Annotated in this window: 15 protein-coding genes; 3 read left to right on the top strand and 12 right to left on the bottom strand. The window is 62.9% G+C overall.

Features of this window, described 5'->3' with window-relative positions:
• Window positions 1-4: 4 nt before the first annotated feature.
• Window positions 5-1,411 carry a TIGR03013 family XrtA/PEP-CTERM system glycosyltransferase gene (locus BTO32_RS02940; RefSeq protein ID WP_076722919.1) on the bottom strand — a complete coding sequence of 469 codons (1,407 nt, stop codon included), beginning with the start codon at window positions 1,409-1,411 and terminating at the stop codon, window positions 5-7.
• A gap of 303 nt (window positions 1,412-1,714) precedes the next feature.
• On the opposite strand from BTO32_RS02940, the gene BTO32_RS02935 reads away from it, so the two are divergent.
• Both BTO32_RS02935 and BTO32_RS02930 read left to right on the top strand, forming a co-directional pair.
• Window positions 1,715-2,635, top strand: a complete 921-nt coding sequence (locus tag BTO32_RS02935) for an XrtA system polysaccharide deacetylase (RefSeq protein WP_076722999.1) — start codon at window positions 1,715-1,717, stop codon at window positions 2,633-2,635.
• A gap of 20 nt (window positions 2,636-2,655) precedes the next feature.
• Window positions 2,656-3,699: an ExeA family protein gene (locus BTO32_RS02930; RefSeq protein WP_076722918.1), complete on the top strand. Its 1,044-nt coding sequence runs from the start codon at window positions 2,656-2,658 to the stop codon at window positions 3,697-3,699.
• A 22-nt stretch (window positions 3,700-3,721) separates the two neighbouring features.
• Here BTO32_RS02930 and prpD read toward each other — a convergent pair whose 3' ends face one another.
• The 11 genes from prpD to BTO32_RS02875 all read right to left on the bottom strand — a co-directional run bounded on the left by prpD (window position 3,722) and on the right by BTO32_RS02875 (window position 18,809).
• Complete coding sequence (gene prpD / locus BTO32_RS02925) at window positions 3,722-5,206, bottom strand: 2-methylcitrate dehydratase (protein WP_076722917.1); 1,485 nt, start codon at window positions 5,204-5,206, stop codon at window positions 3,722-3,724.
• 109 nt (window positions 5,207-5,315) lie between these two features.
• Window positions 5,316-6,494, bottom strand: a complete 1,179-nt coding sequence (gene prpF, locus BTO32_RS02920) for a 2-methylaconitate cis-trans isomerase PrpF (RefSeq protein ID WP_076722916.1) — start codon at window positions 6,492-6,494, stop codon at window positions 5,316-5,318.
• Window positions 6,491-9,106 carry a Fe/S-dependent 2-methylisocitrate dehydratase AcnD gene (gene acnD / locus BTO32_RS02915; RefSeq protein WP_076722915.1) on the bottom strand — a complete coding sequence of 872 codons (2,616 nt, stop codon included), beginning with the start codon at window positions 9,104-9,106 and terminating at the stop codon, window positions 6,491-6,493. Before acnD ends, prpF begins: the two co-directional genes overlap by 4 nt.
• A 74-nt stretch (window positions 9,107-9,180) precedes the next feature.
• A complete protein-coding gene (gene prpC / locus BTO32_RS02910) occupies window positions 9,181-10,311 on the bottom strand; it encodes a bifunctional 2-methylcitrate synthase/citrate synthase (protein WP_076722914.1) in 1,131 nt (376 codons plus the stop codon).
• Between the two features lie 27 nt (window positions 10,312-10,338).
• Entirely contained in the window at window positions 10,339-11,226 is an 888-nt protein-coding gene (prpB, locus tag BTO32_RS02905; RefSeq protein ID WP_076722913.1) for a methylisocitrate lyase, read from the bottom strand.
• Between the two features lie 60 nt (window positions 11,227-11,286).
• Entirely contained in the window at window positions 11,287-11,967 is a 681-nt protein-coding gene (locus BTO32_RS02900; RefSeq protein ID WP_076722912.1) for a GntR family transcriptional regulator, read from the bottom strand.
• Between the two features lie 111 nt (window positions 11,968-12,078).
• Window positions 12,079-13,662, bottom strand: coding sequence for an OpgD/OpgG family glucan biosynthesis protein (locus tag BTO32_RS02895; RefSeq protein WP_084206750.1), 1,584 nt, complete (start codon window positions 13,660-13,662; stop codon window positions 12,079-12,081).
• Window positions 13,663-13,704: 42 nt separating this feature from the next.
• A complete protein-coding gene (gene mdoH / locus BTO32_RS02890) occupies window positions 13,705-15,813 on the bottom strand; it encodes a glucans biosynthesis glucosyltransferase MdoH (RefSeq protein ID WP_076722911.1) in 2,109 nt (702 codons plus the stop codon).
• Complete coding sequence (locus BTO32_RS02885; protein WP_076722910.1) at window positions 15,806-16,075, bottom strand: hypothetical protein; 270 nt, start codon at window positions 16,073-16,075, stop codon at window positions 15,806-15,808. Before BTO32_RS02885 ends, mdoH begins: the two co-directional genes overlap by 8 nt.
• A gap of 22 nt (window positions 16,076-16,097) precedes the next feature.
• Window positions 16,098-17,645, bottom strand: a complete 1,548-nt coding sequence (locus BTO32_RS02880; protein WP_076722909.1) for a glucan biosynthesis protein G — start codon at window positions 17,643-17,645, stop codon at window positions 16,098-16,100.
• Between the two features lie 90 nt (window positions 17,646-17,735).
• On the bottom strand, window positions 17,736-18,809 hold the full coding sequence (locus tag BTO32_RS02875) for a ShlB/FhaC/HecB family hemolysin secretion/activation protein (protein ID WP_076722908.1): 1,074 nt from the start codon (window positions 18,807-18,809) through the stop codon (window positions 17,736-17,738).
• A gap of 399 nt (window positions 18,810-19,208) precedes the next feature.
• On the opposite strand from BTO32_RS02875, the gene galU reads away from it, so the two are divergent.
• Window positions 19,209-20,045 (top strand): UTP--glucose-1-phosphate uridylyltransferase GalU, encoded by an 837-nt coding sequence (gene galU, locus BTO32_RS02870; RefSeq protein ID WP_076722907.1) that lies wholly within the window; start codon window positions 19,209-19,211, stop codon window positions 20,043-20,045.
• Window positions 20,046-20,078: the final 33 nt, after the last annotated feature.

Here is a 20,078-nt window from a genome sequence, read left to right as displayed (position 1 = left end):
TCGGTTAGCGCACGCCCTTCCCAAGGAGCACGACTTCCACTGTCTGGATCATGATGAGGAAATCCATCACCAGGCTGTGGTTCTTTGAGTAATAGAGGTCATATTCCAGCTTGCCCCGGGCGTCATCCACCGAGGCCCCATAGGGATATTTAAGTTGAGCCCATCCCATCAGGCCAGGTTTGACATAGTGCCGGGTGTCGTAGAACGGAATCTTTTCCTTCAGTTCGGACACAAACTCCGGTCGCTCGGGCCTGGGGCCGACGATGCTCATCTCCCCTTTCAATACGTTGTAGATTTGCGGCAGCTCGTCGAGTCGGGTGTTGCGGATAAAGGCACCAACCCGGGTGACGCGGGCGTCGTTGGCCGAGGCCCAGCGGGCCTTGCCGTCCTTTTCCGCGTCTTGACGCATGCTGCGGAACTTGAAGATCCGGAACTCCTTACCCAGCATGCCGACCCGGTTCTGGCTGTAGAGGATGGGCCGACCGGTTTCGAGAAACACCGCGATCGCGGTCAACAGGATGAACGGAGCCATCACCAGCAGCAGCATCAGGCTCAGGGCAAGGTCTACGAAGCGCTTGGTGAAGTTGCGCACCTTCGAGGCCTTGAACCCCTCGGAGAACACGATCCACGACGGCTGAACCATGTCCAGCTTGGCTTTTTTCAGCTCGCGCTCACAAAAATCCAGGGCGCTGGTCACGGCGATGCCCCGAAGCTTGCACTCCATCAGTTCCGGCACCGGCAGCCAGCCCCCCTCGTTGCGCCGCCGCTCCTGCTGGGCCACCACGATTTCCGACACCCGGTTCTGCCGGCAGAACTGGTAGAAGTCGTAAGGTGCCGTCAACAGCGTGTCCGCCGCCACCACATGATTGCTGTTCTCGGGGATGCAGCCGATGATCCGCACGCCCAGCGCGCGCATGTGCTGTTGGTATTCCTCCAGCAACGAAGCGGCAAACTCGCCGGCACCGAAAATCACCACCCGCCGCACCAACTGCTCGGAGTCCACCAGTTTCAGGAACACCAAACGGAGCAAGATGACCATCGCCGACGCCAGCAGTACCGCCCACAGCAGGTTGGTACTGCCCGGATCCGCCTGCGGCAGGACAACGTACACCAGTGTCAGGCCAAGGCCGCCAACCAGGCAGTAGGCCACCAGGGTCCGGTAGAACAGCGCCGACAGACTTTCCTGGACCATCGCCAGATAGCCACCCATCGCCAGGGTGCCGCAGCTAAGGATGAAAGCGAACAGGAAGGCCGCGCCAAGTTCATTGCCCGGACCGCCCTGGCCGGCGGCGCCAAAGGTCAGGAAAACCGCGAGAAACGAGAAAGTGCCGAAAAGGACCCCGAACTCCAGCAGCGCAAGCACCAGATACGGGATATGAAGATAGTGTTTCCGAAAACGTATGTACGACACGCTGTACTTCCTTGCCGCTTGCCGGACCAGTTACCGGCAAACCGACACCAAGCTATTCCAACGACCGCACATCCGGACAACCCGCTCGCTGGCCCCTTTCCATTTTTTCATTCTGCGCTGAGTATTGGGCAAACTCAACTTATTTGTATCTTTTTGTAACCGTGTTTTGCAAAGTTTTATTTTGTTGAAACAAAGTTTTTGTCTACGGTAATTGTATTTAAATGGCCTCTGGGCGAAAATCAAGCACAAGGCCCATGTTGGGAAGGAGCGCCCATGCCGGAACACGATCAGCCTGAGGGAACGATGGCAACCCACCCCCGCCGGCCGGCCTCCGGCCGCGTCCTGCACGCCATGAGCATCGACGTCGAAGACTATTTTCACGTCGCCGCCCTGGCCCGGGTTGTCCGCCCTGAGCAATGGGATCGCCTGCCAAGCCGGGTGGAGGCCAATACCGAGCGCCTGCTTGAGCTGTTCGCGGACCAGGGCGTGAGGTCCACGTTCTTCGTTCTGGGCTGGGTCGCCGAGCGTTTCCCCTCTTTGATACGGCGCATTGCCTCGGCCGGCCATGAAGTGGCCTCCCATGGCTACAGTCACCAGCTGATCTACCGCCAGACACCGGCACGGTTTCGCGACGAAACGCGGCGTTCCAAGCAGCTGCTCGAAGACATAACCGGTACACCGGTCACGGGCTATCGGGCGGCCAGTTATTCCATCACCCGCGATTCCCTGTGGGCACTGGATATTCTGGCGGAGTGCGGGTTCACCTGGGATTCCAGTATTTTCCCCATCCGCCACGACAATTACGGCATCCCCACCGCACCCCGGCAACCATTCCTGATCGAAACGGCCGGGGGGCAGGTCCTGCGGGAGTTTCCCCTCACCACCGCCCGGGTTCTGGGCCTGACGATTCCGGCCGCCGGCGGCGGCTACTTCCGGCAGTTTCCCTACCCTCTGTTCCGCGCCCTGTTCAGCCAGGCCTCCGGAGCCGGGGCGCAGCCACAGATGTTCTACCTGCACCCCTGGGAAATCGACCCGGACCAGCCCCGTTTCAACAACGCCAGCTGGTTCTCCCGTTTCCGTCATTACACCAACCTCGACCGCTGTGAAGAGCGGTTGAAGCGGTTGCTCCGGGATTTCCGCTTCGGCACGGTCACCGAGAGCTACAACGCCTACCGGCCAGACAGCCACCGGCTCAGTGCCGCCGAAATGGTGGGGATGACGTGATGTTGCACAGGATGTAAGGCATGTATCTGGAATTCTTCGGCCTGCACAGGCACCCGTTCAGGATCACCCCGGAAGACGACTTCATCTACATGAGTCAGCAGCACTCCCGGGCGTATGTCTACATGTCGTCCGCGATCTGGAGTTCGGAAGGGTTCGTGGTGATCAGCGGCGAGATCGGATCGGGCAAGACCACCCTGCTCAAAAAAACCATCCGGAGCCTGGAAGGCGATCTCAAGCTGCTCAACATCGCCTACACCAACCTCGAATCACGCGACCTGTTCGGCCTGATCCTGCGCAAGGCCGGACTCAAGGTGGAGGATGACAGTAAGGTCGCCATGCTGTTCCAGATCACCGAGTATCTGGAGCGCATGGCCAAGGCCGGGACCCCGGTGGTCCTGACCATCGACGAGGCCCAGAATCTAACCCGGGAAAACCTTGAGGACATCCGCATGCTCACCGGCATGGAAAGCATGGGAGGCCCCTCGATGCGGGTGATCCTGCTGGGTCAGCCGGAACTCAAGGCGGCCGTCACGGCCATTCCCCAGCTCAGCCAGCGGGTCAAACTGTTTTTCCACCTTGAGGGCCTGACCCTCGCGGAAACCTCCGAGTATATTGATTACCGCCTGCTGGTGGCCGGCCATGGTGGCAACAAGCTGTTCGACGAGGAAACGGTCCGGGAGATCCACAAGCTGAGCAAGGGCATCCCCAGGCTCATCAACAAACTCTGTGATGGCATGATGATGTGCGCCTACGCGGAGGACCGACCGTTCATTGATCCGCATGACCTCAAGAGCATCCGTAAGGACCTGCTGGGTGAGGACAGCTCCGGTTCCGCCCCCCGTACCGGCAGCCGCAAAAAAGCCGAAGCCGCCACGCCCGCCAGCCGACCGTCGGGCGCCACAGCGGATCTGGCCGCGGCCACCGGCGCGTTGGTCCGGATTGCCGAGGCCTTGGAGCGCATCGACGCCCGACTCGACCGGGTGTTCCCGGACGACCGCACCCCCCAGAAAGGGAGTGTGACTCCAGTGGACAACGTCAAGCCCCTGTCCCCCAGCCGCAAATAGGCCGGAATCAGGACGCCGCCCGTCAGATCACAAACATCGCCATGAAATCCTGAACCGGCGTCGCTTCGAGACTGGCCTGCTGGCTGCACAGTTGGAAAATGCGTTCGCACTGCGGAGCAGGAAAACGGGTGGCGAGATTGTGCCGGAACTTATCCTCCAGCAGGGGAATCCCCTCTTGGCGCCGGCGACGGTGGCCAATGGGATATTCCACCGCGACCTTGTCGGTGCTGCTGCCGTCCTTGAAAAACACCTGGACCGCATTGGCAATAGAGCGCTTGTCCGGCTCCAGATACTCCCGGGTGTAGCGCTCGTCTTCCACCACGTCCATCTTGGCCCGCAGCTCGTCGATAATGGGATGGGCGGCGTGGAAGGTGTCTTCGTAGTGTTCCGCCGTCAGCGTGCCGAAAATCAGGGGCACGGCGGTCATGTACTGGAGGCAGTGGTCCCGGTCCGCCGGATTGGCCAGGGGGCCGACCTTGGAAATGATCCGTATGGCGGATTCGTGGGTGGTGATGACGATCCGGTCGATCTCGTGCAGGCGGTCCTTGACTCGGGGGTGCAGCAGCACTGCGGCCTCAGCGGCGGTTTGTGCGTGAAACTCCGCTGGGAACGAGATTTTGAACAGGATGTTCTCCATCACATAACTGCCAAATGCCTGGGGCAGAGAGAATCGCCGCTCCGCCTCCGGTTTTAGCCGCTGGTCCCGGTTGGTCTTGCTGAACAGCACGTCGTAGAACCCCCACTGGGGCGCGGTCAGGACGCCGGGAATCCCCATTTCGCCCCGCAGGGCAATGTCCGCCAGCCGCACACCCCGGGCGCTGGCATCCCCCGCCGCCCAGGATTTCCGCGAGCCGGCGTTCGGCGCGTGGCGGTAAGTCCGCAGCGCCTGGCCATCGACCCAGGCATGCGACAGGGCCGACAGCAGCTGCTCGCGGTTGGCCCCCATCAGCTTGGCGGCCACCGCGGTGGAGGCTACCTTGACCAGAACCACATGGTCCAGCCCCACCCGGTTGAAGGAGTTTTCCAGGGCCAGCACGCCCTGGATTTCGTGGGCCATGATCATCGCCTCCAGCACGGCCTTCATGGTGATCGCCGCCTTGCCTTCGGCCACCCGTTTCTGGGACAGGTGATCCGCAACCGCCAGAATCGCGCCCAGGTTGTCGGAGGGATGGCCCCACTCTGCCGCCAGCCAGGTATCGTTGTAATCCAGCCAGCGCACGATGCAGCCGATGTCCCAGGCGGCCTTCACCGGGTCCAGCCGGAACTGGGTGCCCGGTACCCGCGCCCCGTGCGGCACCACCGTACCCTCCACCAGCGGGCCCAGGTGCTTGGTGCACTCCGGGAAACGAAGCGCCAGCAGGCCGCAGCCGAGAGTATCCATCAGGCAATGCCGCGCCGTGCGCCACGCCTCGTCGCTTTGCACCCGATAGGTCAGGACATAGTCCGCAATCTGTTGCAGGACGTCGTCATAGTCGGGGCGTTCATTGACATCGTAGGTCGCAGACATGGCATGGACTCCTTTTTTCACCGGAACAACAAAAAACCCCGGGCCTCAACCGCCCATCACAAGGATAGACGGTGTGGAACCCGGGGCATGGTTTCTGCTCGGAGGGGGATCAGAACGCATCCCCGGGGACCCGGACCCAACCCTCCATCAGAATACGCGCACTGCGGCTCATGATCGCCTTGGTGGCCGTCCACTGACCATCCACCGCCCGGGCCTCCGCTCCCACCCGGAGGGTGCCGGAGGGATGCCCGAAGGTCACCTGGGTACGCTCGCCGCCACCGGCAGCCAGGTTGACCAGGGTGCCCGGCACCGCCGCGGCCGTGGCGATTGCCACCGCAGCCGTCCCCATCATGGCGTGGTGCAGCTTGCCCATGGACAGCGCCCGTACCAGCAGGTCGATATCACCGGCCTGGATGGTCTTACCACTGGAGGCGACGTAATCCGCTGGGGGGGCCACGAACGCCACTTTCGGGGTGTGCTGTCGGGCCGCTGCCTCGGACACGTCCCGAATCAGGCCCATGCGTACCGCGCCATGGGCGCGGATGGTCTCGAACATGGCCAGTGCCTCGGCATGGCCATTGATATCGTCCTGCAGTTCCTTGCCGGTGTAACCGAGGTCGGCCGCATTCACGAAGATGGTCGGGATACCGGCATTGATCAGGGTGGCTTTGAGCGTACCCACGCCCGGCACCTCAAGGTCGTCCACCACCTGCCCGGTCGGGAACATCGCTCCCTCACCGTCGGCCGGATCCATGAACTCAATCTGGATTTCGGCGGCCGGGAAGGTCACGCCGTCCAGCTCGAAGTCTCCGGTTTCCTGAACCGCACCGTCGTGGATGGGGACGTGGGCGATGATGGTCTTGCCGATGTTGGCTTGCCAGATACGCACGGTGCAGACGCCATTGTCTGGAATCCGCTCCCGGGGCACGAAACCACTGTGGATGGCGAAAGCCCCCACCGCCGCGGTCAGGTTGCCGCAGTTGCCGCTCCAGTCGACGAAGGGCTTGTCGATGGAGACTTGGCCGAACAGGTAGTCGACATCGTGATCCGGCCGGGTGGACGGGGACAGAATCACCGTCTTGCTGGTGCTCGAGGTCGCACCACCCATGCCGTCGATCTGTTTCTGGTATGGGTCGGGACTGCCAATCACCCGTTGCAGCAGCGCATCCCGGGCCGGGCCCGGGGCCTGGGCGGCTTCCGGCAAATCCTGTAGCCGGAAGAACACGCCTTTGCTGGTGCCACCGCGCATGTAGGTGGCAGGAATCCGAATCTGCGGTACCTGGCTCATGCCGCGCCCTCCGCCTCCAGAAACTCCTTGGCGAACCGTTGCAGCACGCCGCCGGCGTTGTAGGTTTCCACCTCGGCGGCAGTGTCCAGGCGGCAGATCACCGGCACCTCCACGGTGTCACCGTTGCGGCGGTGGATCACCAGCGTCAGCTCGGCGCCCGGTGCGATATCGCCCCTGACATCGAAGGTTTCCGTGCCGTCAATGGCATAGGTGTGGCGGGTTTCACCCTCGCGGAACTGCAGTGGCAGTACCCCCATGCCCACCAGGTTGGTACGGTGAATGCGTTCGAAGCCCTCGGCCACGATGGCCTCGACACCGGCCAGGCGCACGCCCTTGGCGGCCCAGTCCCGGGACGAGCCCTGGCCGTAGTCGGCCCCTGCCACGATGATCAGGTTCTGCTTGCGGTCCATGTAGGTCTCGATCACCTCCCACATGCGCATCACCTTGCCTTCCGGCTCCAGCCGGGCCAGGGACCCCTGAACCACCTCGCCGCTGTCGTCCCGTACCATCTCGTTCAGCAGTTTCGGGTTGGCCAGGGTCGCGCGCTGGGCGGTCAGGTGATCACCCCGGTGGGTCGCGTAAGAGTTGAAATCTTCCTCTGGCAAGCCCATTTTCGCCAGGTATTCACCTGCGGCGCTGTCCGGCAGGATGGCGTTGGACGGCGACAAGTGGTCGGTGGTGATGTTGTCCCCCAGGACCGCCAGCGGACGCATGCCGGTCAGGGTACGCTCGGCTGCCAAGGCACCTTCCCAGTAGGGCGGCCGGCGGATGTAGGTGGACATCGGCCGCCAGTCGTACAAGGGGCTGGGCGCCTGTTCCGCCTTGTCCAGGTTGAACATCGGAATGTACACCTGCTTGAACTGCTCCGGCTTGACGTACTGGTTGACGATGGCGTCGATTTCCTCGTCCGACGGCCAGATATCCTTCAGGGTTACCGGGTGGCCGTTGGCATCGGTGCCCAGCACGTCCTTCTCGATGTCGAAACGGATGGTGCCGGCGATGGCATAGGCCACCACCAGCGGCGGTGAGGCCAGGAACGCCTGCTTGGCGTACGGGTGGATGCGACCGTCGAAGTTGCGGTTACCGGACAGGACGGCCACCGAATACAAATCACGGTCAATGATTTCCTGCTGAATGTCCGGGTCCAGCGCGCCAGACATGCCGTTACAGGTGGTGCAGGCATAGGCGACGATGCCAAAGCCCAGCTTTTCCAGCTCCGGCAGCAGGCCGGCTTCTTCCAGGTACAGGCGGGCCACCTTGGAGCCGGGTGCAAAGGAGGATTTCACCCACGACTTGCGTGCCAGCCCCAGCTCATTGGCCTTTTTCGCCAGCAGCCCTGCAGCCACCACGTTGCGCGGGTTGGAGGTGTTGGTGCACGAGGTGATGGCGGCGATGATCACCGCGCCGTCCGGCAATCGCCCCTCGGCTTCCGCCTGGCGGGCCTCCGCCAGCTTGGCTTCGTCGGCGATGCCGCGCTCGTGCAGGGCCTTGGTCGGAAGCCGGCGGTGCGGGTTGGACGGACCGGCCAGGTTGCGCTCGACCGAGGACAGGTCGAAGCGCAGCACACGTTCGTACCGGGCGGTGTTCAGGGCGTCGGCCCAGAGACCGGTGGTACGGGCGTAGTGCTCGACCAGGGCGACTTGCTCGGGCTCGCGGCCGGTCAGCTTCAGATAGTCGATGGTCTGTTCGTCGATGTAGAACATCGCGGCGGTGGCACCATACTCTGGCGTCATGTTGGAGATGGTGGCACGGTCGCCGATGGTCAGGCTGGATGCCCCTTCACCGAAGAACTCCAGATAGGCGCCAACCACCCGCTCCTGGCGCAGGAACTCGGTCAGAGCCAGCACAATGTCGGTGGCGGTGATGCCCGGCTGGCGCTTGCCCACCAGCTCAACGCCGACGATGTCCGGCAGTCGCATCATCGACGGATGCCCCAGCATCACGGTTTCCGCCTCCAGGCCGCCGACACCGATGGCGATCACACCCAGGGCGTCCACGTGCGGGGTGTGCGAATCGGTGCCGACACAGGTGTCCGGGAAGGCAACGCCGTCCCGGGCCTGAATCACCGGCGACATCTTCTCCAGATTGATCTGGTGCATGATGCCGTTACCGGCCGGAATCACGTCCACATTCTTGAACGCGGTCTTGGTCCAGTTGATGAAGTGGAAGCGGTCCTCGTTACGGCGCTCCTCGATCTCTCGGTTCTTCTCGAAGGCGTCCTTCTCGAAGCCGGCGTGCTCCACCGCCAGGGAGTGGTCGACGATCAGCTGGGTCGGCACCACCGGGTTGACCTTGGACGGATCACCGCCCTTCTCGGCGATGGCATCGCGCAGGCCGGCCAGATCGACCAGCGCGGTCTGGCCGAGAATGTCATGGCAGACCACCCGGGCCGGATACCAAGGGAAGTCCCGGTCGCGGCGCCGTTCGATCAGTTGTTTCAGGGATTCGGTCAGGATCTCCGGGTCACAGCGGCGGACCAGCTGTTCGGCCAGAATCCGGGAAGTGTACGGCAGGGTGTCATAGGCGCCGGGCTGGATGTCCTCGACGGCTTGCCGGGTATCGTAGTAGTCCAGATCGGTGCCGGGAAGCGGCTTGCGGTATTTGGTGTTCATGAACAGGAGCTCTAATCAGGAATTCGGTGACAGCGATCGCGCGGGTACCCCGGACGGGGTACCCGCGGAAGTTCTCAGGCGCGTTCTTCGATGGGAACCCAGGCCTGGGGCTCGGGCCCGGTGTACTCCGCGCTCGGACGGATGATCCGGTTGTTGGCCCGCTGCTCCTTCACGTGGGCGGTCCAGCCGGATACCCGGGACATCACGAAAATCGGCGTGAACAGCTCCGTCGGAATGCCCATGAAGTGATAGGCGGAGGCATGGAAAAAGTCCGCGTTGCAGAACAGCTTTTTCTCGCGCCACATGACTTCCTCGCAACGGACGGATACCGGGTAGAGCACGGTGTCGCCCACCTCCTCCGCCAGCTTCTTGGACCACTGCTTGATGATCGCGTTGCGGGGATCGGACTCACGGTAGATGGCATGACCGAAGCCCATAATCTTTTCCTTGCGCGCCAGCATCTCCAGCAAGCCCTGCTCCGCCTCGTCCGGCGTCTTGAAGCGCTGGATCAGCTCCATCGCTGCTTCGTTGGCACCGCCGTGCAGCGGGCCGCGCAGGGAGCCGATGGCCCCGGTGACACAGCTGTGGATGTCGGACAGCGTGGAGGCGCAGACCCGTGCGGTAAAGGTGGAAGCATTGAACTCATGCTCCGCGTACAGGATCAGCGACACATTCATCACCCGCTCATGCAGTTCGTTCGGCTTCTTGCCGTGCAGGAGCGTCAGGAAGTGGCCGCCAATGGAGTCGGCGTCGCTTTCCGTGTCAATACGAACACCGTCGTGGGCGTAGCGGTACCAGTAAGTGATGATGGACGGGAACACCGCCAGCATACGGTCGATTTTGTCGTCCTGCTCGCTGAAGTCCTTTTCCGTTTCCAGGTTACCCAGCATGGAGCAGCCGGTGCGCATCACATCCATCGGGTGAGCATCCTTGGGGATCTGCTCAAGGACGGTTTTCAGGGCCTCGGGCAGGCCACGCAGGCTCTTCAGCCTGGCCTTGTAGGCCTCCAGTTCCTGCCGGTTGGGGAGCTTGCCCCGCAGCAGCAGGTAAGCGACCTCCTCGAACTGGGCGTGTTCGGCCAGGTCGGTGATGTCATAGCCGCGGTAGGTCAGCCCGGTACCGCTCTTGCCCACGGTACACAGGGCCGTCTGGCCCGCCACCTGGCCCCGCAGGCCGGCGCCGCCGAGTGTCTTTGCTTCAGCCATTGTTTCTCTCCCTCGGTCTCTCGTTGTTTACGCTTTGTTCTGGGCGAACAGCTGATCCAGCTTCTGCTCGAAGTCGTGGTAATTCAGAAAATCGTACAATTCCATCCGGGTCTGCATAAGGTCAACCACATCTTTCTGGTCACCCTTCTCCAGAATGCTCTGGTATACCGTCAATGCCGCCTTGTTCATGGCCCGGAAGGCACTGAGCGGGTACAGCACCATGGCAGCGCCGGCCTCCGCAAGCTCTTTCCGGTTGTACAACGGCGTGGCGCCAAACTCGGTGATGTTGGCCAGGATCGGCGCATCCAGAGCCTCGGCGAACGCTTTGTAGTCGGACAGTTCGTGGACCGCCTCGGCGAAGATGCCATCGGCGCCGGCTTCGATACAGGCCTGGGCGCGCTCGATGGCGGCTTCCAGTCCTTCCTTCTGGAACGCATCGGTGCGGGCCATGATGAAGAAATCCTCGTCCCGACGCGCATCCACCGCCGCCTTGATCCGGTCCACCATTTCCTCCTTGGAAACGATTTCCTTGTTGGGCCGGTGACCGCACCGCTTCTGTGCCACCTGGTCTTCAATATGCACGGCGGCCGCGCCGGCACGCTCCATCTCACGGATGGTTCGGGCAATGTTAAACGCCCCACCCCAGCCCGTGTCGATGTCTACCAGCAGCGGCAGCTCGGAGGCGGCGGTGATGCGGCGGACGTCCTCAACCACATCGTTCATGGTGGTCATGCCCAGGTCCGGCAGACCATAGGAAGCATTGGCCACGCCGCCCCCGGACAAATAGATCGCCTGATGTCCCACCCGCTCGGCCATCATGGCGGCGTAGGCATTGATGGTTCCGACGATCTGCAGAGGTTGGTTTTCTTTCAGCGCCTTGCGGAAGCGGGCGCCCGGAGTCAGAGTGTTGGACATGGCATTGGCCTCTTGATTGGTGCTCTTGAATGCCGGGATCGGTGGCTCGCCCCGGCCCCGTCAAATGGTGAGGACACCTTCCTCGATTTTCTTTTCGATGTTCTTGCGGGCGGCGTGGATATGCCGCTTCATCAGGAACTCGGCGAGTTCCCCGTCACGTTGTGCAATCGCCTCGACGATCCGCCGGTGCTCACCCAGCGCCATGTGCGGACGCCCCGCCGAGGTGCTGAGCCGATACCGGTACATGCGCACCATGTAGTAAAGATCGCCCAGAAGCATTTGCGCCAGTTTGGTGTTCCGGCTGCCGGTAGCAATGCGGTGGTGGAAATCGTAGTCGCCTTCGGCCTGGTAGTAGGCCTGCCCCTGGGCTTCCTCGATCATACGCTCGTGGCTGTCCAGGGTGGCCTGCAGTTCGGCGATCTCCTCGTCGGTCATGCGCTCGGCGGCCTGGCGGGCGGCCAGCCCTTCCATCACCTCACGGATACGGTAGAGTTCCAGCAGCTCCGAAGCGCTGACCGAGACCACCTTGACGCCGGCATGCGGACGCCGCACCAGCAGCCCCCGGGACTCCAGCCGGCCGAGCGCTTCCCGCAACGGTCCCCGGGTCAGATTAAAGCGGGAGCACAGCTCCACTTCCCCGATTTTCTCGCCCGGGGCAAGCTCGCCTTTGACGATCGCCGTTTGTATACAATCAAACGCTTCGTCAGCTCTGGTTTGGGATTGGAGGGTTGCTTCAGCCATCGTTTGTCAACAATAAAAGCGATATAGGGCATGAATCTACGCCCGAGCGCATGTATTGTCAACAAAGTAGCCCTTGCCCTAAGACTAATTGTCAACAGGGCGTGATCCCCCTCAGTACAGAGTTCGCTGATCCCCGGGGGGCGGCTGATACTGGTAAACCCAGGTCTCCGTCAGCGCTTCGCCGTTGAGGGTCAGAACTAAACGCAGCTCGATGGGGTCCTCGGACTCGTCGGGGACCAGGTCAAACATCGCCCGGTAGCCCTCGATGGCGGCCAGTGGCCTGGCCGAAGTGATTTCCACCCGACCGCGGCTCACCTGGATCTCGGGCACCACGTCGGCGTCCTTCGCCAGCATCCGCAACGGACCGCCGGCAAAATCGACGGCAAAACGCCAGGAGAAGTATTCCCGCTTGCGGCCAACGACGCCGCCCAAACCGGTTCGGGTCGCCACCACGGAGGCCAGCTCATAAGGCTGAACCGGCGCCCGTTCTCCCCAGTGCAGCCGGTAGGAAAAGAGGTATTCCCGACCAGCCTGCAGGGGTTGTTCCGGGTGCCAGAAGGCAACGATGTTGTCGAAGGTCTCGTCCACCGTCGGAATTTCCACCAGATCAACGCTGCCGCGGCCCCAGGCGCCGGCCGGCTCGACCCACAGGCTGGGGCGACGGTCGTAAAACACGCCGTCGTCCTGGTAATGATCGAAGGCCCGGTCCCGCTGCAATAGGCCAAAGCCCCTAGGGCTGTCATCCTGGAAACTGGAAAAGGCAAGCTGGCGGGGGTTTCGCAACGGCCGCCACAGCCACTCCCCAGCCCCGGTGAGCATGGCCAAGCCGTCGGAATCGTGAATCTCCGGACGCCAATCGTAGTCCATCCGGCGGCTGTTCTCGCCCACCTGATACATGCTGGTCAGAGGCGCGATGCCCACCCGGGTGATCTCTCGACGCGGATAGAGCGCCGCGTCCACATCCATGACCAGATTACGACCGGGGTCGATGGTGAAGGCATAGGCCCCGGTGGTGCTTGGGGAGTCCAGCAGTGCCCAGACCCGGAGCACCTGCTGGTCTGCGGACGGCCGTTCCAGCCAGAACGCACTGAACCGGGGGAACTCTTCCTCGCGTCCGGTACCGGTATCGATGGCCAGCCCCCGCGCCGACAGGCCGTATTGCATGTCGGCGCCCACTGCGCGGAAATAACTGGCCCCCAGGAAGGAGGCCAAGTCCAGAGCGAAATTGCTGTGATAGTGAATTCGGAAACCCGCAAAGCCGAGATCTTCCGGCAGGTCCCCCAACGGCTGCTCGCCCTCGTAGGCGAAATAATCGGGGTCGTAGGCCACCTCGGTGGCCTGACCCTCGGCCACTTCATAGATGTGGACGGGGGTCAGGAAATACAGCCCCAGATGAAACAGCTGCACCTGGAACGCGGAGGGCTGGTTCCGCCACAGGGCATGCTCCTGGCGAAACCGGATGGCCTGATAGTCGTCCCAGGACAACCGCTTCAGCGAATCGGGGATCTCCCCCTCGTGATCCTGATAAGGCTGGCTGGCAAGATGGCGGGCCCGGCCTTTCAACCAAGCGTAGCTGAATGGCCGGGTTTCCCCCACCCGTCGGGTGGGTTCTCCACCGGCGGCCAGCGCCAGGGGCGGTAGCCCACAGCTTCCGGCAACCGCGACCAGGGCCTTGAGCACGTCTCTCCTGTCCACAATCCACCTCCCGTGTCCGTAAAGGTTTTGATGCCGGCGGCGTCAGGCATCGTCTTCCTGTCCCAGCCGGCGGATGCAGCGTCCCCAGTAGCTCGATGGCAGCGCCCGCCAAGCTTGGCGATGCAATTCCGCCAGCGAACGCTGATCCTGCAGGATCTGACTGAGCGCGAGCGCCGACAGCGCTCCCGGCCCCTCCCGCAGGCAGGTGGCTACGGCGGCATCGAGAAAGCGGCCACGGGTCGCGGTCCGGTGATCCCGGGCCAGGGACCCGTGCAGCCGATTTGCCACCGGGCTGAGTATGGCCCGCTCCACCGGCGTCAGGCGCGACACCGGCATGGGCGCAGCCCGGAACGCCTGCGCGTCCACCAGGATGGGCAGCGGCGCCCGTTCCTCGGGCACCAACAACAGCCCCCTGAACCGCAGCCACTCACCGATGGCAACACGACTCAGCAGCACCGAGGTCGGCACCGCGAGAATCAGCGGCAGCGCCACCGGCAGTGACCAGTAAAAGAACAGGCGGTCCAGAAACCAGGCGAAGGCCGACCAGCCCGCACCGATGATCATGCCCGGCAGCTGACTGCGCAGGGCCTCCGACCAGGTGGTCTCGTCCGTTCGGTTCTGGCCGGCCCATTTCAGGGACAAATTGAAAAACGCCGCCAGTACGAAGCGGCTGTGCGCGAGCATGCGCAGCGGCGCCAGCAGAATCGATACCGCAATTTCCAGCACCAGCCCCGGCACCAGTCGCCAGACACCTCCGAACCCTGAGGTGGACCGGTGAATCACCGCGTCCACCAGCGCCAGGACCTTGGGCAGGAACAGCAGAACCGCGGTGCTGAGGGCCAGTGCAAGGGCCCATTCGGGGCGCCACTCCGGCCAGAGGGGGAACAGCCCCTGGTGCCCTTCGGGAAAGTAGTCGATGGGCGCCAGCGTCATACGCGCCGCCTCCGCCGTGGTGCAGATCAGAAACAGCAGCCACAGGGGGGATGCCAGGTACGCCATGATGCCGTTCAGAAAGGCCATGCGATGGGCCAGGCGCAGCCGGGGCGCCGTCAGCAGCAGCCAGAGGTGCTGCAGGTTACCCTTGGCCCAGCGGTTATCCCGCATCAGTTCGTCGGTCAGGGTCGGCGGGGACTCCTCGAAACTGCCGTCCAGACCCGGCTCCAGCCAGACTTCGTATCCGGCGCGGCCAATAAAGGCGGCCTCGACAAAATCGTGACTCATGATCGGACCACCGAAAATGCCCGGGCCACGCAGCTTGGGCAGGCCACAGTGACGCATAAACGGTTCGACACGGATGATGGCGTTGTGCCCCCAAAAAGCCGCGTCCCCCATCTGCACGGCGGCCAGACCGGTGGCAAACAGGCGGGAGTAGAAGCGGTTGGCGAACTGCTGGAGGCGGGCAAACAGGGAGCGGCCGTTGATGATGCCGGGATTGGTCTGCAGAATGCCGATCTGGGGTTCCAGTTCCATCAGCTGAACCATGCGGACCAGGGTATCACCGCTGACCAGGCTGTCCGCGTCCAGAACCACCATGTACTCGTATCGCCGGCCCCAGCGCCGGAGAAAATCGGCCACGTTGCCGCTTTTGTAATTGAGATTGACCGGCCGGCGCCGGTAGAACAACCGCCCCTCGGCACCCAGCTCGGTGACCAGACGGTGCCAGGCGCCCTGCTCCTCCAGCCAGACATCCGGATGCCGGCTATCGGAGAGAATGAAGAAATCAAAGTGTTCAAGGCGCCCAGTACGCTCCAGATCCCGGTACACCGCCTTCAGGCCACTCAGGGTCCAGTGCACCGGCTCGTGGTAGACCGGCATGACAATGGCCGTGCGGGCCAGGGGTGTGGCCTCGATGCGGTCTTCATTATGGCGCCGCAGCAAGGAATAGCGGTCACCCCCGAACAGCCGGAGAACAAAGCCGAAAACCGCGACCCAGAAGCCCACGGCAATCCAGGCATAGAGCACCGCGAAGAGCCCCAGGATCGCCAGTTCCAGCCAGGTTTCGCCATGGTATGGCAGAACCCAGAGCAGGTAATAGCAAGCCACCAGCGTCTGGCCGAACACGAAACAGGCGAGCAGGGTCCGGCGCACCGCCGCGACACCGCGCCAGCGCACCCGGGAGCGGGGAGCGGAAGCGGTGCCGGCGTCAGTCATGGTGGTCGTACCCGATGCTGCCCCGGGTGATCGGAGGACAAGCCTGGGGCGGTTCCACCTCCGGCAGCCGGAAATACCGGGGCACCCGATCCATGGCCGCGGCCAGGATACGGTCCCCCCGGTTGGGTTCGTCCACGGATGCGACCGCCTCCTCAATCAGGCGCAGCAGGCTCCGGTAGGTCTCCACCGTCATCTCCACCCCCGACTCCCGGAGATAGCTGAACACGCGGTTGAACACATCCTGGAAAGACACGTCTGCCATTGTCGCTCCTTGCGTTTCCAGTTTAAGGCGTGGCCCTGCGCAGATCGGTTGACGGCCCCAGCCGGTAGGTCCAGGTTTCGCTCACCGGCTTGCCATCCACCGCCAGCAGGCCGCGGAGATTGATTTCCTTGCCGTCCTCCGGCTGCACCAACACCGACAGCCGCCAGCCGTGACGGGCCTCGATGTATTCGGCGAAATGTTCGATCACCCTGGCACCTTCACTGGCACTGACTTGGCTGACCACGGCGGCGTCCTGACGCAGCCGGCCCATGGTCCCGCCCTCGAAGTCCACGACGAATCGGTAGGCGCCCTCCACCGAACCACCGCCGACCTGGCTGCCGTCGCCGACAAAGGTCCGCACCGCCCGGGCCAGCGGTTCGCCGGTAATCTCGGGGTTGCCGAACGTCAGCGTATAGGTCAGGTAGCGAGAGTCGCCGGCGGACACTTCCTGTGCCGGTTTCCAGAACGCCACGATATTGTCATTCACCTCCGAGGCGGTGGGAATTTCCACCAGCACCACTTCACCGGCCCCCCAGTTTTCACCGGGCCGCACCCAGGTGCTGGGCCGCAGGTCATACCTCGCTTCGCTGTCCTCGAACTGGGCGAAGGCACGGTCCCGCTGGATCAGCCCGAAGCCCCCGAGCTGCTGGACCTGGTGATAGCTCAGCTGCAGCGCCGCCGGATTCAGCAGCGGGCGCCAGAGCCACTCGTCCGTGTGCTGGTCGTGAATCAACAGACCGTCCGAGTCGTGAACCTGAGGCCGCCACTGGCCCCGGGGGCGCAGGGTGTTTTCGCCGTAGAAGAACATTGAGGTCAGCGGCGCCAGCCCGACCTGTTGGACGCGGTTCCGGAAAAACAACCGGGCACTGACATGAACCTTCAGCGCCTCGCCCGGGCGTACTTCAAAGCGGTAGGCGCCGGTCAGACTGGGACCGTCGAGGAGGCCGTATACCACCATGACGTCGCTACCACCCGCGGGCCGCTCCAGCCAGAACTCCCGGAACACCGGAAACTCCTCACCGGATGCCAGACCGGTATCCACCGCAATGCCCCGGGCCGACATGCCGAACTGTTGCCCCGCCCCAACGCCCCGGAAATAGCTGGCGCCAGCAAATACCAGGACTTGGTTCTGGTCCTTGTTTCCGGCCAGCGGGTAGGTCAGCTTGAAGCCCGCGTACCCCAGGTCCGCCGGCACCCGCTTCAGCAGTTCCGGAGACGGATAGTCAAACAGGTTGCGGTCGAAGGGCACGGGGTGCACCCCTTCGCTGTCCACCACATTCAAGGCGACGGCGTGCTGATAGTAGCTTCCGGCCGGCACCATCATGACCTGGAATCGGGAACGCCCCTGACGCCAGAGACTGGCCTCGGGGCGGAAACGAATGGATTGATAGTCGTCGTAGCCGAGGTTGCGCAGGAATTCCGGAATGACCTTGGGAGGCTCGTACTCGTGGCTCGCCATGGTCTGCGCCTTGGCGACGACATCGTCAAAACCGAACGCATGGGCCCGCGCCGCAGCGCAGAGAGCGGCGGCGATGACCAGGACAATCCTCAGATTCCGTTGGTATGGCATGACAAAAAGTTCCCTGTTTTCCAGCTTTTAACTGTAACACCAGGGACAGAGAAGGCCGCAAGTGACAACTTCGTAACAGCGGAGGGAAACTCAGATGCCCAGACTCACGGACAGGGACACATCCGGCGTCGTCGGAATGGCCACGTCCGGCCGCTGCGAGTCGATGAGACGCCCAACCGTCATATTGGCGTGGAAATCGTGGGAGCGGATATTGAGCGAGACCTCACCGGCGCTGACGCTGGCGAACGCGTCATCGCCCACCAGATCCACCGGGGCCCAGCCCCGCATGACCGACAAGGACAAGGACGAGTGAAAACGGGACGCAAACGGCAGGGGGTACACCGGGCTGGCCGCGCTCAGCCGGGCCCATCCGCCCTCCGGCGCCGCCACCGACTGGCCATTGAAACCGGACAGAATGCTGGCTCCCGCCACCTCGATCCGCTCGGCGTCCGGCAGGGTATCCGGCGCGAATTGGTAACGCCCCTGGAGGCCAAGGTTCCAGCCCACCCACTGGCGCCGCAACGAGGCGGCCAGCTCGAAACGGTGATAGCGTGACCGGTCCGCACTCAGCCCCACCGCCTCCTCGGTGCTCTGATATTCAAGCCCGCCTTCGGCCACCAGGCGGGTCGAAGCATGGAATCCCCCCGGCAGCCGACGGTTGTTCGAGCACTGCAGGCCGAAGCTGGACAACTGATAGGAGGAATCCCTGACCCAGCGGGAGTCTTCGTAGACGCTCTCGGTCCGGCCGGAATGCCGCAGCACCTCGTGCCACTCGATACCGGCAAACGAACCGATGGGACGGGTCGCGGTGACCTGGAAGAAGTGATACCCGCCGTGGGTATCTACCTGCTGACCGGAGGCGTGCAGGACATTCCGGTACTGGCCGTCCTCCACCTCCAGTTCCACCTGATTACCCAGAAAGGGCATGGAATAGTCCACCGCCAGCGACTGCTCGACACTCCCTTCCTGGCGGGACATGGCGTCCCGAAAACGCAGGTCCAGCTCATGCTGAGCCCAGATGATCCCGTTACCGGCCAACGCCAGGTGCCCGCCGGATTGGTCACTGTCCTGACTGGAACTGCCGGACACCTCGATCCGGTTGGCGAGGTAATCGGAGACGGAGTCCAGAACGTTCGCGGCATGGTAGACCCAGTCTGGGGCCACCCCACGTTCCTGAACCGCCGACACCGTGTCGGGCAAAAAAACGCACCCAATCAGTGCAAGCACCCTCGCCGCTCGCAAACTTCGCTCCCCCATCGCAGGATCATCATGATTACGGTTCCGTTATATCGGAAGGGCGGGGTCCAGGACAGGCGTAATTGCCAAAGTTTACAAATTTAATCTTTAAATCAAGGTACTAGGCACACAAACCTGGCGCCGGAATGGACAGGTGATCCACCAACCTGAGCAAATCGCAAGAATTCCGTAACCGGACCGCCATCCCGGCCCCTGCATTTTATGCGCCCAGTTGGGTTAGACTCGGTACACTTTGTGAATGTCACAACGTGACATCCGAAAACGGATTCAGTCACCGATCCGAGCAAAACCTTAAGGACGATTGGAATGATCAAAAAATGTCTGTTCCCCGTGGCCGGTTACGGCACCCGCTTCCTGCCCGCCACCAAGGCCATGCCGAAGGAAATCCTGCCGGTGGTCAACAAGCCCCTGGTGCAGTACGGGGTTGAGGAGGCCGCCGCCGCGGGCATTCACGAGTTCGGTTTCGTCACCGGGCGCGGCAAGCGTGCCATCGAGGACCACTTCGACATCAGCTATGAGCTGGAGCATCAGATCGCCGGCTCGGGCAAGGAAGACCTGCTCACCTCGATCCGTGAACTCATCGACAACAACACCTTTGCCTTTACCCGCCAGAATGAGATGAAGGGGCTGGGGCACGCCATTCTCACCGGTCGCAACCTGATCGGCGACAACCCCTTCGCCGTGGTCCTGGCGGACGACTTCTGCCTTGGCCCCGAGGGGGGCGACGGCGTGCTGAGCCAAATGGTCAAACTGTACAACCAGTTCCGCTGCTCCATCGTCGCCATCGAGGAGGTACCGGAAGACGAGACGCACAAGTACGGCGTGATCGCCGGCGAGTCCATGAAGGACGGGCTCTACCGGATTACCGACATGGTGGAAAAGCCGGCACCGGAAGACGCCCCCAGCAATCTGGCGATCATCGGCCGCTACATCCTGACACCGGATATCTTCGACATCATCGAGCGCACGCCTGCCGGCAAAAACGGCGAAGTGCAGATCACCGACGCCCTGCTGGAGCAGGCCAAGACCGGCTGCGTGCTTGCCTATCGCTTCAAGGGGCGTCGTTTTGACTGCGGCAGCATCGACGGCTTCGTCGAGGCCACCAACTACGTTTACGAGAACATCTACAAGAAGGAAAACTGATCCGCTCGGGCCACAACGGGGCCTGCCCCGGGG

It is taken from the genome of Marinobacter lutaoensis, assembly GCF_001981305.1.
Taxonomy (GTDB): domain Bacteria; phylum Pseudomonadota; class Gammaproteobacteria; order Pseudomonadales; family Oleiphilaceae; genus Marinobacter; species Marinobacter lutaoensis.
This window is presented reverse-complemented; position numbering and strand designations above follow the sequence as displayed.

Coding starts and splice junctions, on each gene's coding strand:
- prpD (WP_076722917.1), bottom strand. CDS start 5,206: ATGTCTGCGACCTACGATGTCAATGAACGCCCCGACTATGACGACGTC.
- acnD (WP_076722915.1), bottom strand. CDS start 9,106: ATGAACACCAAATACCGCAAGCCGCTTCCCGGCACCGATCTGGACTAC.
- prpB (WP_076722913.1), bottom strand. CDS start 11,226: ATGTCCAACACTCTGACTCCGGGCGCCCGCTTCCGCAAGGCGCTGAAA.
- prpF (WP_076722916.1), bottom strand. CDS start 6,494: ATGAGCCAGGTACCGCAGATTCGGATTCCTGCCACCTACATGCGCGGT.
- prpC (WP_076722914.1), bottom strand. CDS start 10,311: ATGGCTGAAGCAAAGACACTCGGCGGCGCCGGCCTGCGGGGCCAGGTG.
- BTO32_RS02900 (WP_076722912.1), bottom strand. CDS start 11,967: ATGGCTGAAGCAACCCTCCAATCCCAAACCAGAGCTGACGAAGCGTTT.
- BTO32_RS02885 (WP_076722910.1), bottom strand. CDS start 16,075: ATGGCAGACGTGTCTTTCCAGGATGTGTTCAACCGCGTGTTCAGCTAT.
- BTO32_RS02930 (WP_076722918.1), top strand. CDS start 2,656: ATGTATCTGGAATTCTTCGGCCTGCACAGGCACCCGTTCAGGATCACC.
- galU (WP_076722907.1), top strand. CDS start 19,209: ATGATCAAAAAATGTCTGTTCCCCGTGGCCGGTTACGGCACCCGCTTC.
- BTO32_RS02935 (WP_076722999.1), top strand. CDS start 1,715: ATGGCAACCCACCCCCGCCGGCCGGCCTCCGGCCGCGTCCTGCACGCC.
- BTO32_RS02880 (WP_076722909.1), bottom strand. CDS start 17,645: ATGCCATACCAACGGAATCTGAGGATTGTCCTGGTCATCGCCGCCGCT.
- mdoH (WP_076722911.1), bottom strand. CDS start 15,813: ATGACTGACGCCGGCACCGCTTCCGCTCCCCGCTCCCGGGTGCGCTGG.